Origin of the sequence: Fodinicurvata fenggangensis DSM 21160 (assembly GCF_000686045.1) — a bacterium.
In the GTDB taxonomy this organism is placed as follows: domain Bacteria; phylum Pseudomonadota; class Alphaproteobacteria; order Kiloniellales; family DSM-21159; genus Fodinicurvata; species Fodinicurvata fenggangensis.
The window spans coordinates 36,699-52,522 of record NZ_JMLV01000014.1; the positions used below are offsets into that span (position 1 = coordinate 36,699).

The 15,824-nt window shown below is 63.9% G+C and carries 15 protein-coding genes; 6 read left to right on the forward strand and 9 right to left on the reverse strand.

Annotated features, from left to right (window positions below):
* Positions 1–16: 16 nt before the first annotated feature.
* From BP38_RS0115845 to BP38_RS0115875, 7 genes are all read right to left on the reverse strand, one after another.
* On the reverse strand, positions 17–1,306 hold the full coding sequence (locus tag BP38_RS0115845) for a glutamate-5-semialdehyde dehydrogenase (protein ID WP_026988538.1): 1,290 nt from the start codon (positions 1,304–1,306) through the stop codon (positions 17–19).
* Positions 1,303–2,448, reverse strand: a complete 1,146-nt coding sequence (gene proB, locus BP38_RS0115850) for a glutamate 5-kinase (protein WP_026988539.1) — start codon at positions 2,446–2,448, stop codon at positions 1,303–1,305. Before proB ends, BP38_RS0115845 begins: the two co-directional genes overlap by 4 nt.
* Positions 2,441–3,505, reverse strand: a complete 1,065-nt coding sequence (obgE, locus tag BP38_RS0115855) for a GTPase ObgE (protein WP_026988540.1) — start codon at positions 3,503–3,505, stop codon at positions 2,441–2,443. The genes proB and obgE overlap by 8 nt, the downstream gene beginning before the upstream one ends.
* A gap of 94 nt (positions 3,506–3,599) precedes the next feature.
* On the reverse strand, positions 3,600–3,869 hold the full coding sequence (gene rpmA, locus BP38_RS0115860) for a 50S ribosomal protein L27 (RefSeq protein WP_022728767.1): 270 nt from the start codon (positions 3,867–3,869) through the stop codon (positions 3,600–3,602).
* A gap of 6 nt (positions 3,870–3,875) precedes the next feature.
* On the reverse strand, positions 3,876–4,244 hold the full coding sequence (rplU, locus tag BP38_RS21055; protein ID WP_035725570.1) for a 50S ribosomal protein L21: 369 nt from the start codon (positions 4,242–4,244) through the stop codon (positions 3,876–3,878).
* Positions 4,245–4,361: 117 nt separating this feature from the next.
* Positions 4,362–4,703 carry a hypothetical protein gene (locus tag BP38_RS22735; protein WP_155992478.1) on the reverse strand — a complete coding sequence of 114 codons (342 nt, stop codon included), beginning with the start codon at positions 4,701–4,703 and terminating at the stop codon, positions 4,362–4,364.
* 188 nt (positions 4,704–4,891) lie between these two features.
* Positions 4,892–5,629 carry a hypothetical protein gene (locus tag BP38_RS0115875; protein WP_026988541.1) on the reverse strand — a complete coding sequence of 246 codons (738 nt, stop codon included), beginning with the start codon at positions 5,627–5,629 and terminating at the stop codon, positions 4,892–4,894.
* A gap of 175 nt (positions 5,630–5,804) precedes the next feature.
* Here BP38_RS0115875 and BP38_RS22740 point away from each other — a divergent pair, with 175 nt between their 5' ends.
* Positions 5,805–5,987 carry a hypothetical protein gene (locus tag BP38_RS22740; protein ID WP_155992479.1) on the forward strand — a complete coding sequence of 61 codons (183 nt, stop codon included), beginning with the start codon at positions 5,805–5,807 and terminating at the stop codon, positions 5,985–5,987.
* A gap of 6 nt (positions 5,988–5,993) precedes the next feature.
* Positions 5,994–6,761, forward strand: a complete 768-nt coding sequence (locus BP38_RS0115885; RefSeq protein WP_026988542.1) for a YdcF family protein — start codon at positions 5,994–5,996, stop codon at positions 6,759–6,761.
* On the opposite strand, the gene BP38_RS21065 is transcribed toward BP38_RS0115885, so the two are convergent.
* Positions 6,751–7,308: a L,D-transpeptidase family protein gene (locus tag BP38_RS21065; RefSeq protein ID WP_051609454.1), complete on the reverse strand. Its 558-nt coding sequence runs from the start codon at positions 7,306–7,308 to the stop codon at positions 6,751–6,753. The two genes, BP38_RS0115885 and BP38_RS21065, sit on opposite strands and share 11 nt — an antisense overlap.
* Before the next feature lie 129 nt (positions 7,309–7,437).
* On the opposite strand from BP38_RS21065, the gene BP38_RS0115895 reads away from it, so the two are divergent.
* Together BP38_RS0115895 and BP38_RS0115900 are read left to right on the forward strand one after the other, a co-directional pair.
* Positions 7,438–8,577 (forward strand): efflux RND transporter periplasmic adaptor subunit, encoded by a 1,140-nt coding sequence (locus tag BP38_RS0115895; RefSeq protein WP_081816734.1) that lies wholly within the window; start codon positions 7,438–7,440, stop codon positions 8,575–8,577.
* Positions 8,578–8,601: 24 nt separating this feature from the next.
* Positions 8,602–11,730, forward strand: a complete 3,129-nt coding sequence (locus BP38_RS0115900) for an efflux RND transporter permease subunit (RefSeq protein WP_026988545.1) — start codon at positions 8,602–8,604, stop codon at positions 11,728–11,730.
* 24 nt (positions 11,731–11,754) lie between these two features.
* On the opposite strand, the gene tldD is transcribed toward BP38_RS0115900, so the two are convergent.
* Positions 11,755–13,188 (reverse strand): metalloprotease TldD, encoded by a 1,434-nt coding sequence (tldD, locus tag BP38_RS0115905; protein WP_026988546.1) that lies wholly within the window; start codon positions 13,186–13,188, stop codon positions 11,755–11,757.
* A gap of 113 nt (positions 13,189–13,301) precedes the next feature.
* Between tldD and BP38_RS21070 the strand changes: the two genes are divergently transcribed.
* Together BP38_RS21070 and coxB are read left to right on the forward strand one after the other, a co-directional pair.
* A complete protein-coding gene (locus tag BP38_RS21070) occupies positions 13,302–14,648 on the forward strand; it encodes a DUF3422 family protein (RefSeq protein WP_035725572.1) in 1,347 nt (448 codons plus the stop codon).
* 294 nt (positions 14,649–14,942) lie between these two features.
* Positions 14,943–15,809 (forward strand): cytochrome c oxidase subunit II, encoded by an 867-nt coding sequence (gene coxB, locus BP38_RS0115915; RefSeq protein WP_026988547.1) that lies wholly within the window; start codon positions 14,943–14,945, stop codon positions 15,807–15,809.
* The last annotated feature ends 15 nt before the right edge of the window (positions 15,810–15,824 follow it).

Sequence of the window (15,824 nt, forward strand, 5' to 3'; positions counted from 1 at the left end):
CTCTTCGAAAAGGAATTCAGGGGCGGATGGCGCCGTTGCTGCGGACCAGGTACTTGTAGCTGGTCAGCTGGTCTGCCCCCACGGGGCCGCGGGCATGCAGCTTGCCGGTGGCAATGCCAATCTCGGCCCCCATTCCGAACTCCCCGCCGTCGGCAAACTGGGTCGAGGTGTTCTGCATGACGATGGCGGCGTCCACCCGGGCCAGGAAGCTGTCTGCGGCCTGGGCGTCCTCGGTGACGATGCACTCCGTGTGCCCCGAGCCATGGCGTGCGATGTGCGCAAGCGCCTGTTCCAGCCCCTCGACCAGCCGGACCGACAGGATGGCATCGAGATACTCGGTATCCCAGTCGGTGTCCGTTGCCGGCGCAACGGAGGAGTCCAGGCGGCGCACGGCATCATCGCCGCGCAGCTCGCAGCCGCTGTCCCGCAGGGCCTTCAGGATCGGTGGCAGAAGCTCTTCGGCAACCGCACGATCAACCAGCAGGGTTTCCGCAGCACCGCAGACGCCGGTGCGCCGCATCTTGGCGTTCATGACCACGTGAAGCGCCTTCTCGGGGTCGGCGGCCTGGTGCAGGTAGCAGTGGTTGACGCCTTCCAGGTGGGCCAGGACAGGTATCCGGCTTTCCTCGCTGACACGTTCGATCAGGCTGCGGCCCCCGCGGGGTACGATCAGGTCGATGCAGCTGTTGAGGCGCAGCAGGTGCCCCACAGCCGCCCGGTCGGAGGTGGGAGGGCGCTGCAGGGCTGACTCGGGCAGGTCGGCCGCCAGCAGGCCTTCACGCAGGCAGTCCAGGATGACCCCCGAGGTGTGATGGGACTCCGAGCCCCCGCGCAGGATCGCGGCATTGCCGGATTTCAGGCAGAGCCCACCTGCATCCGCGGTCACGTTGGGCCGGCTTTCGTAGATGATCCCGATCACACCCAGCGGTACCGACCGCCGCTCGATCTCCAGGCCGCTTGGCTGCTCCCAGGCGGCCAGCGTGCGTCCGAGGGGGTCGGGCAGGGCCGCGATATCCTCGAGTCCCTTGGCCATGGCCTCGATACGCCCCTCGTCCAGCGCCAGGCGATCCAGGAAGGCGCCGGTGGTCCCGCGATTGCGGGCCTGGTCCAGGTCCTGGCTGTTGGCCGACAGAATGGCGGCTGTGCCGGCGCGCAAGGCAGCGGCGGCTTCACGCAGGGCCCTGTTGCGCTGCTCCGTGCTGCTGATGGCCAGTTCCTGGGCGGCCGTGCGTGCCTGGCGGCCCAGTTCCGCGATCTGCTCTTCCAGGCCCGGTTCAATCCGGCTTTCAACTGTCTCTGCGGTCATCCGGCAGCTCCCTTTTCCAGGGTTGTAAGCACCAGGTCGTCACGGTGAATCATTTCCTCGCGCCCACGGTAGCCAAGGATGGTTTCGATGTCCCGACTCTTGTGACCCAGGATGCGCCGGGCGTCCTCCGCACCATAGGCCGAGAGCCCGCGGGCGATTTCTTCGCCTGCCAAGTCGCGTACCAGCACCGCGTCACCGCGCTCGAAGTCTCCCGTGATTGCAGTGATGCCGGCGGGCAGCAGCGAACGCCCGTTCAGCAGGGCCTGGCGGGCGCCTGCATCGATATGAATGCTGCCGCTGGGCTTCAGGGCGCCGGCAATCCACTGCTTGCGTGCGGCCAGCGGCTCGGTGTCGGAGAGGAACCAGCTGCACCGCGCGCCCTCGGCCAGCCGGCGCAGGGGCGCTTCGGCGCGTCCATCCGCAATGGCCATGTGACAGCCGGCGCCGACGGCAATCCGGGCCGCGGCAAGCTTGGTCACCATGCCGCCCGAGGAATGGCCGGGCGGTGCCTGGCCGGCCATGGCCTCTATCTCGGCGGACAGGCGCGGGATCTGTGGGATATGCTTGGCCTTCGGATCGCTGCGGGGGTCGCTGGTGTATAGGCCGTCGATGTCCGAGAGCAGGATGAGGGCCTCGGCATTGATCATGGCCGCGACCCGGGCCGCGAGGCGGTCGTTGTCGCCGAAGCGGATCTCGCTGGTGGCGATGGTGTCGTTCTCGTTGATGACCGGCAGGCTGCGGTGGCGCAGCAGCGTGTTGAGGGTGTTGCGTGCGTTCAGGTGCCGGCGGCGCTCCTCGGTGTCACCCAGGGTCAGCAGGATCTGGGAGACCGTGATGTCGTGGGCGGCCAGGCCTTCCTGGTAGGCATGGGCCAGTCGCAACTGCCCCGTGGCCGCGGCTGCCTGTTTCTCCTCCAGCTTCAGGCGTCCGTTGCCCAGGCCCAGGTAGTGCCGACCCACGGCAATGGCGCCGGAGGAGACCACGATCACCTCGCGTCCCTGGCCATGCAGGTTTGCCAGGTCCTGGGCCAGGCTCTGCAGCCACCCATGACGGATGCTGCCGTCGCTTTCCTCGACCAGCAGGGCCGAGCCGATCTTGACGACAATGCGCCGTGCGCTGTCCAGGGGCGAGGTCTCAGTCATCGTCGCGTTGCGCGGTCAGCTCCTCGAGCGCCTGCTGGCGTGCCGCGTCCGCTTCGGCCTCGGCTGCGCGGTAGGCGCGGATATGCTGCTGCAACAGCCGGAGCATCTGCTTGACGCCGCGCCCCGATATGCCCGAAATCGGATGGACCTCCTCACCCGAGGCCTCGGCCAGGGCTTTCTGGCGCGTACGAATGGTTTCCTCGTCCAGCGCATCGGTCTTGTTCAGTGCCAGAACCTCGGGTTTCTCGGCCAGGGCGCCGCCATAGGCCTCCAGCTCCTGGCGCACGGTTCGCCATGCGCCAACCGGGTCCTCCTGGGTGCCATCCACCAGATGCAGCAGAACACCGCAGCGCTCCACATGGCCCAGGAAGCGGTCGCCCAGGCCGGCGCCCTGATGCGCGCCCGCGATCAGGCCGGGAATGTCCGCCAGGACGAAGTCGGCCTCGTCGTTGCGGATTACGCCCAGGTTGGGGTGCAGGGTGGTGAAGGGATAGTCGGCCACCTTGGGCCGGGCGCGGCTGACGGCGGAGAGAAAGGTGGACTTGCCGGCATTGGGCAGGCCGACCAGGCCGGCATCCGCGATCAGCTTCAGGCGCAGCCAGACCCAGCGCTCCTCGCCCGGCCAGCCGGGGTCGGCGCGTCGTGGCGCCTGGTTGGTGGAGGACTTGAAGTGGGCATTTCCGAATCCGCCGTCGCCGCCGCGCAGCAGGGTCATGGTCTGCCCGACTTCGGTCAGGTCGGCCAGCAGGGCTTCCTTGTCCTCGGCCAGGATCTGCGTGCCGACGGGCACCTTGATGGTAATCGTGTCTCCGGCGGCCCCCGAACGGTCGCGTCCCATGCCGTGATGGCCGCGCCCTGCCTTGAAATGCTGCTGATAGCGGAAGTCGATCAGGGTGTTCAGGCCGTCCATCGCCTGGAAGACGATGTCGCCGCCGCGACCGCCGTTGCCGCCGTCAGGTCCGCCGAACTCGACATACTTCTCGCGCCGGAAGGAGACCGATCCGCCTCCGCCGTCACCGCTTTTCAGGAATATCTTGGCTTCGTCGAGAAACTTCATGCGGAGAGGCTCATGTCAGCGCCCTGGTTTGAAACGAAAAAGGGGGAATGGCGTACCATTCCCCCGAATCCTCGAACGCGGCAGGGTCCGCGATCTACTCGGCCGGCTCCTGGATCGGCGTGACCGACACATAGGTACGGTTTTCCGCGCCCTTGCGATAGGCAACCTTGCCTTCGATCAGGGAGAAGATGGTGTGGTCCTTGCCCAGGCCCACGTTCTCGCCCGGGCGCCACTTGGTGCCGCGCTGGCGAATGATGATGTTGCCGGCGCGAACCTCTTCGCCACCGAACTTCTTGACGCCCAGGCGGCGACCAATTGAGTCGCGCCCGTTCTTGGAACTGCCGCCTGCCTTTTTCTGTGCCATTGCAGCTTACTCCTCGGTCTTTTCCGCAGCCGCCTTCTTAGGGGCCGCCTTCTTGGCCTTGCCCGCGCCGACGATTTCCGTCACGCGAATCTTGCTCAGCTCCTGGCGATGCCCGTTCTTGCGACGATAGTGCTTGCGGCGGTGCTTCTTGAAGACGACGATCTTGTCGCCGCGCGTCTGCTCGAGAACCTCGGCCTTGACGCTGGCGCCGGACACGGTCGGGCTGCCCACCTTCAGGTCGCCTTCGGCGCCCACCATGAGGACTTCGTCCAGAGACACGCTGTCTCCGGCGTTAGCAGACAACTTCTCGACCGTGAGAACGTCGTCTTTGGCGACTTTATATTGCTTGCCGCCTGTCTTGATGACTGCGTACATGATGAAATGCCTGCGTTCGGACGTAAAAAACGACACGGAAATCCATGCCTTCCGTGCGAGAGGGGCGAATATAACCCTGACAAACGTGCTGTCAACGCCTTTCCCCGCTTGTTTGCTTTACTCCTGCTTTCCCAGGTCCAGGCTTGCCTGAGCGTAATCCGAAGGCAATTCCAGGTCCCAAGTGTGCAGGACCTTCAAGCCGATTTCCTCTGCAAAGGTCGATTGGTTACGATCATCTGTATAAAGTGCTTCCGCACCATAAACCTTCGCAATCATTGCAATCTGGCGATCATATTTGACCTCATTCCATCCTGCCTTGGAGCCAGATTTCTTGTCACCCTTGTCAAATGCCTTGCGAACAACCTCTGCAAGCTCGATGGCACAACGGGCGTCGAAGGAAGCGATCTGAAAGGCAGGAGACCTGTCTATTTCGGAAACAGCTCTTTCCAGGTCAGGCACGGCAGACAGAAGTTCGGTAAGGCAGGGCGTGGGTATCAGGACACGTCCGCCCGTATTCGCCAAACTGTCTACAAGCGCCTCTATGCGTTCTCTGCTGTATTCAACCGGTTGGCCCGTTTCGTAATTCGAGGCGGGGGGACTGCCTGGCCGTAGCACCAAGGACAGGAAGGTATTGTCGAATGCGACAATCAATGAGCCTGCCCGTTCTTCTCTTCCATCTCACGCAAGCGTGCCAGTGGGTCACTTGGCCAATCCAGGTCCATGTTGCGGATGTGGTCTACTGTTTCCCGCAGGTTTGCACTGCCAACCGGAGTGAAACTGGCAACGGTAAACGACTCTACCGACCAGGTTCCATCCTCATGGCGCAGCCATTCTCCATGTCCATCCAGTTTCACCTGTTCGAACAGAACGCTGCGAAGCGCATGTCCCACATCCTTGCTGGTCGTGCCAAAGACGGCACCATGGCTTTCCGTCCTCAGGCGAACGGCAACATTGTTGCCGCTGGCAGCCAGGTAATAGAGTTCCCCGGTCAGGCTCATGGTATCCCTGAGAGAAAGCGCAGCCTTGGAGGGTTTGTGACTCCCTGGAAATGTCATGACTTGTGCATTGCCCGGCCCGGACAGGCAGCCGCTTGTGGAATCCTCACTCAGCATCTCATTGATTCTGTTGCGGGCCGTCAGGGCTTTCTTGGGAGCCTGTCCACTCTGCAGACCGGAAAGCCGCTCCGTGAGTTCGGTTTCATGCGCGCAATCCATGGAGAAGGCATTGGCATGACTGCCCTCTCCAATTGCAACCAAATGAAGATGGTCTTCGAGACCCAGCATGTCCTTGAGCTGGACATAATAGTCCAGCAGACGCCCGAACGGCATGGTTTCGGGCGTCTTGTCGTTGATTCGGAAGGTGTAGCGAAGCTGCTCGTTGCTCATGACTTTCTCCAGTCTGGAGTCTACGTCCGGAATGAGTCGCGGTAAAGCGTCCCGTTCCGGAGGGGTGCTGATCCAGATGTGTAGCTTCTGGTTCTTCCGATGCCGCCGATTATCCTGTAGGACAAACAGGGGCGGGGTAACCAGTGATTTGAACAGGTGAGCGCAGGGGGCGTTCGTGTCGGTCGATACAATAATACAGAGTGGGCTCTTTTCCAGCGACTTCCTCAAAGAGGCCGTGACTCGATTGCCCGATTGGCAAGCCGTCACGGAGAATGAGGTCATCGCTTTCCGGGACTTGTGCCTGGCCTGTATCAATGCCCTGGCGGCCGGCCAGCCCGATGCCGATATCGACCTGTGAACTGCAATGTTCTTTCTGAAGAAGCTGCTGGGCGCGCTGCTGTCGCCGGTCGGGCTTGTGCTGGTGCTGTTGCTGGCCGGCGTGGTCCTGATGCTGGTGGGCGGTGCGCCGCGCCTGGCACGGGGACTGCTGGCCTGTTCGCTGCTGCTTTTTCTGGCCTTTTCCCTGCCCTGGTTGCCCAATGCCTTGCTCCGCCCGCTGGAAAGCCAGGTATCGCCCTTTGCAGGGCTTCAGGAGGCACAGCCACGACCGGAAGCCATCGTGGTGCTGGGGGCCGGCCATCATGTGCGGCCGGGCCAGCCGCCGGCGGACTGGCTGGGGCGGGCGGCCTCGGCGCGCTTGATGGAAGCCCTGCGCCTGCGGGGCCTAGCCGGACTTTCGGATCTGCCGCTGATCTTCACGGGCGACGCCGGGCGGGAGCCTCTGCCCGTGGCCGAGGCGATGAAGCGTGCAGCAGTGTCCCTGGGCGTGCCGGAGGCGGCCATTGTCGCCGAGGCAGCGCCGCGCGATACGGCGGGGGAAATGCAGGCGTTGGCGCGCAGGATGGGACAGGACCCATTTATCCTGGTGACCTCCGCCGCGCACATGCCGCGGGCGCTGAAACTGGCAGGCAGGGCCGGGCTGAACCCGATTCCGGCCTCAACGGACTCTCGGCGGGTGCAGGCTTCTGCAGCCGAACTGCAGGCTTGGCTGCCCTCAGCGGGGAACCTGCGACGCAGCGATCACGCACTGCATGAGTGGCTCGGTCTGCTGTGGCTGCGCATCAAGGCTTGATGCGGATGGGCGTGCCGACCTCGACCGATTCCCAGATCTGCATCATGTGGTGATCGCGAAGCGCGATGCAGCCATTGGTCCAGTTGGGTTCGTTGAAGACTTCCTTGCGGTATTCCGTGTCGTTGGGCATGCCGTGCAGCATGATTTGTCCGCCGGGACTGACCCCGTATTGTTCGGCGTAGGCGCGGTCCTGCTCGTTGGGATAGGTGATGCCCAGCGAGAGGAAGAAACTGCTTTCCGGATTGCGCCAGCCGATACGATAGGTGCCTTCGGGCGTACGTTGGTCCCCTTCGAAGCGCTTGTGTCCCTCGGGACGCTTGCCGAGCTGGATCGGATAGCTGGCCAGGACCTCGCCATCGCGATGGAGTTCCAGCACCCGATCGCCCTTGCGGACCTCGATGTAATCCACGCCGGCTTCCAAAGCGGCCATCTGGCGGCCTTTCGGATTGCTCTGCCCTGCCGTTTCGCCCTGGGCCGCCGCCAGGCCAGGAAGCAGGCAGAGGATGATGCTGGCCAGCATCAGGCTTCTGCGCGCGACTCTGTGCATGATATTCCCCCACCGGAATGACTTTCCGGGTGGAATGTTTAACACATTGCCACTAGTTTTCAGCAGCGGATTTCGTCGCGTCCGGATCGATTTTTGCGGAGACTCCGCACGAAAGGGTGTTGCGGCGAAATGGTCCGAACAGGAATCGAGCTCGTAAAACACCCGATGATGCGCACAGTCTTCCAAATTCTCTTCATCCTGCTACTTGCCGGTGGCGGGTACTATGCCTGGCAGAACTTTTCTTCCAGCGGGCCCGGCGGCTCTGATGGTGCCCCGCCGGGGAATGGCGCCCAGGCCAGTCCTGTGGTGGTCAGCGACGTGCGGGTCGGCCTCGTCGCCGAGCGCGTGGAGGCCGTCGGCACGGCCGAGGCCCGGGAGTCCATCGATGTGGTCCCCGAAGTGGCCGGACGCATTGAAACCATCCATTTCGAGCAGGGCCAGGAGGTTGCGGCCGAGGCGGTCCTGCTGGAACTCGACAGTACGCGCCAGCAGGCCTTGCTGCGCGAAGCCGAGGCCAATCGTCGGGACATGGCCCGCCAGCTGGAGCGGGCACGCCAGCTTCTGAGCAGCCAGAATGTCCCGCAGGCGCGTGTTGACGAACTGCAGGCCGGGCTGGAAGCGGCCGCGGCCCGGGCGGCCGCAATCGAGACCGATATTGCCGACCGCAGGATCCGCGCGCCCTTCGATGGCGTGGTGGGGCTGCGGCGTGTTTCCCCGGGGGCCTATATCGACAGCCAGACCGTCGTGACCACCCTGGACGACCTGTCCGAGATCAAGATGGAGTTTTCGGTCCCGGAACGCTTCATGGGGGTGCTTTCACGCGGCCTGCCCGTGGAGGCGACCTCTGTGGCCTGGCCGGACGAAACCTTCGAGGGCGTGGTCAGCGACGTGGATACCCGCGTGGATCCGACCACCCGCTCCCTGCGTGTGGAGGCAACGCTGCCCAACGAGGACCGCCGCCTGCGCACCGGCATGTTCATGGCTGTGCGCCTGCTGGTCAGCCAGCGGGAAAACGCCCTCCTGGTTCCCGAAATGGCGCTCGTGGCCGAGGGGGACCGGCCGCATGTCTATGTACTGGAGGAGGCCGAGGGCCAAGCCAGCGTACGCCGTGTGGATGTGCAGATCGGTACGCGCCTGCCCGGCGAAGTGGAAATCCGGGAGGGTCTGTCCAAGGGCGATCGTGTGGTGACCTATGGCCTGCAGCGCCTTCAGGATGGCGCCACGGTGCGTGTGGTCGGGACCGGCGACGGCCCCGATGCCGGCAGCTGACCGGGCAGTAGGGCGGACAGGCTGATGTTTCTTTCCGATACCTCGATCAAGCGTCCCGTCCTGGCAACGGTGATCAGCCTGATGATCGTCGTGCTGGGTGTTGCTTTCCTGATGCAGATGGCGGTGCGCGAGAATCCCGACATCGACCCGCCCGTGGTGTCCATCGACACGACATACACCGGGGCCGCCCCTCAGGTGGTGGACAGCGAGATCACGGAAGTGATCGAAGGCGCGATCAGCGGCGTCGAGGGCATCCGCAACATCCAGTCGGAAAGCCGTGACGGGCGCGCCGAGACGACGATCGAGTTCAACACCTCGCAGGATGTGGACCTGGCGGCCAACGATGTGCGCGATGCGGTTGGGCGGGTGCTGTCGCAGCTGCCCGAGGAAGCCGATGATCCCGTGGTGCGCAAGGCGGATGCCAACGCACGTCCGATGATGTGGATCACGCTGACCAGTGACCGCCTGGATCCCGCAGAACTGAGCGACTATGCCGAGCGAACACTGGAGGACCGCCTGTCCATCCTGGACGGTGTGGCGCGCGTTCGCATCGGCGGCGATCGCCGCTATGCCATGCGCATCTGGCTGGACCGGCAGGCCATGGCGGCTCGTGACCTGACGGTCTCCGATGTGGAACAGGCCTTGCGGGCAGGGAACCTGGAACTGCCGGCCGGACGCCTGGAGTCGGAAGCGCGCGAACTGACGGTGCGCACCGAAAGCCGACTGCAAGATCCGGAGGAATTCGCCAGCCTGGTGGTGAAACAGGAAGACGGCTATCAGATCCGCCTGGGCGAGGTGGCCCGCGTTGAACGGGGCGTGGAAAGCGAACGCTCCATCCTGCGCTCCAATGGCGAGGGTGCCATCGGCCTGGGCATTATCCGGCAGTCCAAGGCCAATACCATCGATGTGTCGGACCGGGTGCGTGCAGAGATCGATGCAATCCGGGACGATTTGCCTGCGGGCGTCGAGCTGAATGCCAGCTATGACGAATCGCTGTTCATTCGCGAGGCGATCAAGGAAGTGGTGAAGACGCTGTTGCTGGCCATTGGCCTGGTGGTGGTGATCATCTTCCTGTTCCTGCGCACGATCCGCGCCACCTTCATTCCAGCCGTGACCATCCCTGTCTCGCTGGTCGGCGCCTTCATCATCATGGCGCCGCTGGGATTCTCCATTAACGTCCTGACTCTGCTGGCCATGATTCTGGCCGTGGGCCTGGTGGTCGACGATGCCATCGTGGTGCTGGAGAATGTGCAGCGGCGCATAGAGGAGGGCGAGCCGCCATTGGTGGCCGCCTTCCACGGTACGCGCCAGGTGGGCTTTGCCGTGATCGCCACCAGTTTGACCCTGATCGCGGTCTTTGTGCCCATCGCCTTCCTGCAGGGCAGTGTCGGGCGCCTGTTCGAGGAATTCGGACTGACCATGGCGGCGGCTGTCGCCTTTTCCAGTCTGATCGCGCTGACCCTGGCGCCCATGCTCTGTTCCAAGTGGCTGAAGGCCCCCGATCGCACCCGCCGGCCGAATTTGTTTATGCGCAGCACGGAATCCGTCCTGAATGGTCTGACCCGGGGCTATCGCTGGCTGCTGGAGCGTGTGATCGTCCTGCCCCTGGCGGTGCTGGGGGTGGCCCTGCTGGTGGCCCTGATTGCGTTGCCGCTGTTTTCCCTGCTGCCCAACGAGTTGACTCCGACCGAGGATCGCGGCGTGATCATCATTCCCAGCTCGGCACCGGAGGGGGCGACACCACAGGAAACCTTCCGCAGCGTCCTTCAGGTGGAGGAAGCCATCCGGCCGGTCTATGAACGCGGGGATGCGAACCGGATCTTTTCCATTGTCGGATGGGGAAACGTCCCCAACAGCGGTTTCACGATCCTGGGGCTGGCCCCCTGGGCCGAGCGCGACATGAAGCAGCAGGAGATCACGCAGGAGATCTTCCCGAAAATCCTGGCCATTCCCGGTCTGCGCGCCTTCGCCGTCAATCCGCCGGGGCTGGGCCAGAGTTCCTTCGAGCAGCCGGTCCAGATCGTGGTGGGCGGCTCCGATTACGAGACCGTGGGGACCTGGGCCAATCGCCTGGCGGAGCGGGCATCGGACAACGAGCGCATCCTGAATCTGGATACCGACTACAAGGAAACACGGCCGCAGTTGAGCGTTTCCATCGACCGCAAGCGGGCGGCGGATCTGGGCATTCGCGTGCGAGACATCTCCACCACGCTTGAGAGCATGATCGCTTCGCGCGTGGTGGGCAGCTATCTGGATCGCGGGCGCGAGTACGACGTGATCGTGCAGCTGGAGGACAGTGACCGCATGACACCGAACGACCTGGAGAACATCTTCGTTCGGGCCGACAGCGGGGAACTGGTGCCGCTCAGCAGCCTGGTGACCCTGACCGAGCGCGGGGCGCCGCCGTCCCTGACCCGTGTGGACCGCCTACCGTCCGTGACGCTCACGGCCTCGCTGGCCTCAGGTTACGATCTGGGCGAAGCCCTGGCCTATTTCGAGGAACTTGCGGAGGAGGAACTGCCGGAGGCGGCCCGCCTGAGCTACCTGGGACAATCGCAGGAGTTCCAGGACACCTCGAACGAGATCTACTTCACCTTCCTGCTGGCCCTGGTGATCGTCTTCCTGGTGCTGGCCGCCCAGTTCGAAAGCTTCATCCATCCGGCCATCATCATGCTGGTGGTGCCCCTGGCCGTGACCGGCGCGCTGCTGGCGCTCTGGCTGACCGGCATGTCGATCAACATCTACAGCCAGATCGGTGCCATCCTGCTGATCGGCCTGATGTCCAAGAACGGCATCCTGATCGTGGAGTTCGCCAACCAGCTGCGTGAAGAGGGACGATCCGTGCGCGAATCCATCGTCGAGGGCTCGGTCCTGCGCTTTCGCCCCATCCTGATGACGGCCATCTCGACGGTGGTCGGGGCGGTTCCATTGGTCCTGTCCACGGGCGCCGGAGCCGAAAGCCGAGGCGCCATCGGTGTGGTGGTGATTGGTGGCCTGGTCCTGGCGACCCTGCTGACCCTCTTCGTGGTCCCTGTGCTCTATGACCTGCTGGCCCGCTTCACGTCCTCGCGCAACGCCGTGGCAAAACAACTGGATGCAGAGAGCGAGCGCGTTACGGCCGCTCCCAGGGAAGAGGGGCACCCGGCCGAATAGGCCGGGTGGTGCCGTTCCGGGGGCTTACGCGGCGGTGCCGCCCACGGTGATGGAGTCGACGAGAAGGCTCGGCTGTCCCACGCCCACGGGCACACCCTGCCCTTCCTTGCCGCAGGTGCCGATGCCGGGATCGAGCTGCATGTCGTTGCCCACCATCTTCACCTTGGTCAGCACGTCCGGACCGTTCCCGATCAGGGTGGCGCCCTTGACGGCGGGTCCGATCTTGCCGTTCTCGATCAGGTAGGCTTCGGTGCAGGAGAAGGTGAACTTGCCGCTGGTGATGTCCACCTGGCCGCCACCGAAGTTCACGGCATAAAGCCCCTTCTTCACACTGGCGAACATCTCGCCCGGATCCTTGTCACCATTCAGCATGACGGTGTTGGTCATGCGTGGCATGGGGATGTGCGCGTAGGATTCCCGGCGTCCGTTGCCGGTGGGTTCCATGCCCATCAGGCGGGCGTTCTGACGATCCTGCATGTAGCCGGTCAGGATGCCGTCCTCGATCAGCGTCGTCCGTTTCGTGGGCGTGCCCTCGTCGTCGATGGTCAGCGACCCGCGCCGTTCGGCCATGGTGCCATCGTCGATGACCGTCACGCCGGGGGCGGCCACACGCTGTCCCATCAGGCCGGCGAAGGCCGAGGTTTTCTTGCGGTTGAAGTCACCTTCCAGGCCATGCCCGATGGCCTCGTGCAGCAGGATGCCGGGCCAGCCGGGCCCCAGGATCACCGGCATTTCGCCGGCAGGCGTGTCGATGGAGCCCAGGTTGACTTCGGCCTGGCGCAGGGCCTCGTCGGCGAGCCCTTTCCAGGAGTCCTCCTCGATCAGGCCGCTGAAGCTGACGCGGCCGCCGCCGCCGGCGCTGCCGGTTTCCATGCGGCCGTCCTCTTCCAGCGCCACCGAGACGTTCAGGCGGACCAGGGGGCGAATATCGGCCTGGCGCTCGCCGCCGGCGCGGATGATCTGCACGGCCTGCCAGTTGCCGGCCAGCGAGGCCGAGACCTGCTTCACCCGTGGGTCCTTGGCGCGCAGGTAGCTGTCGATCTCGCCCAGCAGGGCGACCTTGGTCTCGAAAGCAACATCGTTGAGAGGGTTGTCGCTTTCATAGAGACGCTTGTTCGTTCCCTGGGGCGGTTCCGCCATGACGCCGCCACGTCCGCGATGCACGGCGCGGACGGTCTCGCTCGCACGGTCCAGAGCGGCTTCCGAGAGTTCACCGGCATGGGCGTATCCGGCGGCCTCGCCACTGACCGAGCGCAGGCCGAAGCCCTGGGAGGTATCGAAGGATGCGCTTTTCAGCCGGCCGTCGTCCCAGCCGAGTGCCTCCGATTGCCGGTATTCCAGGAACAGCTCGCCATCATCGGCGCCGTTCAGGGCCTCGTCGACCTGTGTCTGGGTGCGGGCGCGGTCCATGCCGGCACGTTCGAAGAACAGCGAATCGGTTTCGGCAATCAATGACATGAAGATTATCCTCAAACTCGGTGGAACAGTCTGTCCTTGTTGATATAGCGTTGCTAAGCGTAAATAACAGCACCGGAATCCAAGGATTCCGCAATCGGGGGGCCTTGAAAAGCATGAGCTTCGATCTGCCACTGTCGGACCATCCGCTGCGTCAGGAGCTTTCGGCCGAGGTGCATGCCCGGCCCTATATGCACCTGAACAAGAACGAGCGGGCTACGCACCTGGCGTTCCTGACCGGAGAGCGCGGCGCCGAGGAGGAACGCGCCCTGGTGGCGGAGCTCTGCCAGAAGCAGGGTGTCGAGGCCCCTGCCGAGGGCAGCAACTTCCATACGGCCGATCTGGGGAACTATCGCCTGCGTTGGGAGCGGCACACCGAATTCACGAGCTACAGCTTCTTTGTGCGCGCCGAGGTTTTCGACGGGGAGGGCGCACGCGAGCGCTTTGCCCGCACGGCCATGGAGTTCGTGCCGCAGGAGTGGCTTTCCCGGCTTCCCGGGCAGGTCCTGGCCGGCATTCACATGGAGATGGAGGAGCGTGAGGCGGGCGAGGTCGATGTGGATGAGATCGAGCGCATCCTGGGAATCCAGAATTTTGCCGGCTCCACAGTGTCCGGAGGCGCCGCCCGGGTCTGGATGAACTTCACCATCAATTCCGATGGATTCGGGCGTATCCTTCTGCGTGACCATCGCCTGCGGCCCCGCCAGGCCGGGCGCCTGGTCCAGCGGCTTTTCGAGATCGAGACCTATCGCATGCTTTCCCTGTTGGCGCTGCCGCTGGCGCGTCGACACGGCGTGGAACTGACGGAACTCGGTCACAGCCTGATGGACATCACGGCGGAGTTTTCCGAGTGCGATGCACTGGAGAGCGAGCAGAGACTCCTGGCGCAACTGACAGACCTCTCTTCGGAAATCGAACGGATTGCCGCGGCGACAAACTTCCGATTCGGGGCGACACGCGCCTATTACGAACTGGTCCGCCGGCGCATCACGGAACTGCGCGAAGAGCGGATCGAGGGAATCCAGACCATTGGCGAGTTCATGGACCGGCGCCTGGCACCGGCCACGAATACCTGTGTCGCCGTGGCCGAGCGCCTTGATACCCTGTCCAAGCGTGTGGCCCGGGCCAGCCAACTGCTGCGCACGCGGGTGGATATCAAGGTGGAGGCCCAGAACCGCGACCTGCTGGAGACCATGAGCCGGCGCGCCAAGCTGCAGCTCCTGTTGCAGGAAACGGTCGAGGGGCTGTCCGTGGCGGCGATCACCTACTATGGCGTGGGCCTGGTTTCCTATGCCGCCGAGAGCCTGAAGGCCAGCGGCCTTGATGTGCCGGGCGCCTACCTGGAGATGACGCCGGGATTCGCCATTCCCGTGGTTGCCGGCCTTGTCTGGTTCGGCATGCGCCGGGTGCGCCGTATCATAGGGCGCGAGGTCGAGGACGAGATGAGGCACGAACAGGAGTAGGCCCTGTCAGGCCCCTCGGATATTTGTGAGGACCCTCCGGGATTTTGCGGCAAAACGCCGCATAACCTCGGGAGAGCCTGGGGTATTCGCTATAGTGAGGCAATTGCAAAGCGAGAGCGAAAGAGGTGTTGAAAACCGGGAAGCCGCTTGAGAGGCGGCAGGGAGTAAGCTAGGTTGCGCACCTCGAAAGTAGGGCGGACGGCTTGTATGCCGAATATCCGGAAGTGACCTGTCGCAGGAGAGCGGCAGGCAGTGCCGGGTCCGCGCGTTCAGGCGAAGACGGGAAAAGATAAGATGGCGCTTGTTTCTCGATGGGCCACTACGTTGGTGGTGGCATTCTATGCACTGATGGCGCTGGCCGTGCCGGCCAATGCCCAGGGCAAGGGGCAGCCGGAAAACTGGGGGCTGGGCCTTCAGGAGGCCGCGACGGTCATCAAGTCGCAGATGGAAAGCTTCCACAACATGCTGCTGGTCATCATCACGGCCATCACGCTGTTTGTGCTGGCTCTGCTGATCTACGTGATGATCCGCTTCAGGGCGCGGGCCAATCCGACCCCCTCCAAGACCACGCACAACACCCTGATCGAGATCGTCTGGACGGTGGTGCCGGTGCTGATCCTGGTGATCATTGCGGTGCCGTCCTTCAAGCTGCTCTATGCCAGTGACCAGATTCCCGAGTCCGAAATGACCATCAAGGCCACCGGCAAGCAGTGGTTCTGGACTTATGAATACGAGCATCCGGAAGAGGGGCTTTTCCAGTTCGATTCCTTCATGCTGACGGACGAGGAGGCAGCCGAGGCCGACCTGCCACGCCTGTTGGCCACCGATACGACCGTCGTGCTGCCGGTGGACACCAACATCCGGATTCTCGTGACGGCCGGTGACGTGCTGCACTCCTTCGCCGTACCGTCCTTCGGCGTGAAGACGGACGCCGTGCCCGGGCGCATCAACGAGACCTGGGTGAATATTGACGAAGAAGGCACTTACTATGGCCAGTGTTCGGAGATCTGCGGCACCGGCCACGCCTACATGCCGATCATGATCAAGGCCGTTTCCAAGGACGAGTACGAGGAATGGCTGGACCAGGCGGCCGAGGAATACGCGGCTGCGCCGGAACAGGACCGGGCCGTGCAGTTGGCCCAGGCCGAACGCGCAGAATGATCCGCTAGCAGGGAA

Excerpts from the sequence above, each read along its gene's own strand:
- BP38_RS0115845 (WP_026988538.1), bottom strand. The coding sequence starts at position 1,306 with ATGACCGCAGAGACAGTTGAAAGCCGGATTGAACCGGGCCTGGAAGAG.
- proB (WP_026988539.1), bottom strand. The coding sequence starts at position 2,448 with ATGACTGAGACCTCGCCCCTGGACAGCGCACGGCGCATTGTCGTCAAG.
- obgE (WP_026988540.1), bottom strand. The coding sequence starts at position 3,505 with ATGAAGTTTCTCGACGAAGCCAAGATATTCCTGAAAAGCGGTGACGGC.
- rpmA (WP_022728767.1), bottom strand. The coding sequence starts at position 3,869 with ATGGCACAGAAAAAGGCAGGCGGCAGTTCCAAGAACGGGCGCGACTCA.
- rplU (WP_035725570.1), bottom strand. The coding sequence starts at position 4,244 with ATGTACGCAGTCATCAAGACAGGCGGCAAGCAATATAAAGTCGCCAAA.
- BP38_RS0115875 (WP_026988541.1), bottom strand. The coding sequence starts at position 5,629 with ATGAGCAACGAGCAGCTTCGCTACACCTTCCGAATCAACGACAAGACG.
- BP38_RS0115885 (WP_026988542.1), top strand. The coding sequence starts at position 5,994 with ATGTTCTTTCTGAAGAAGCTGCTGGGCGCGCTGCTGTCGCCGGTCGGG.
- BP38_RS21065 (WP_051609454.1), bottom strand. The coding sequence starts at position 7,308 with ATGCACAGAGTCGCGCGCAGAAGCCTGATGCTGGCCAGCATCATCCTC.
- BP38_RS0115895 (WP_081816734.1), top strand. The coding sequence starts at position 7,438 with ATGGTCCGAACAGGAATCGAGCTCGTAAAACACCCGATGATGCGCACA.
- BP38_RS0115900 (WP_026988545.1), top strand. The coding sequence starts at position 8,602 with ATGTTTCTTTCCGATACCTCGATCAAGCGTCCCGTCCTGGCAACGGTG.
- tldD (WP_026988546.1), bottom strand. The coding sequence starts at position 13,188 with ATGTCATTGATTGCCGAAACCGATTCGCTGTTCTTCGAACGTGCCGGC.
- BP38_RS21070 (WP_035725572.1), top strand. The coding sequence starts at position 13,302 with ATGAGCTTCGATCTGCCACTGTCGGACCATCCGCTGCGTCAGGAGCTT.
- coxB (WP_026988547.1), top strand. The coding sequence starts at position 14,943 with ATGGCGCTTGTTTCTCGATGGGCCACTACGTTGGTGGTGGCATTCTAT.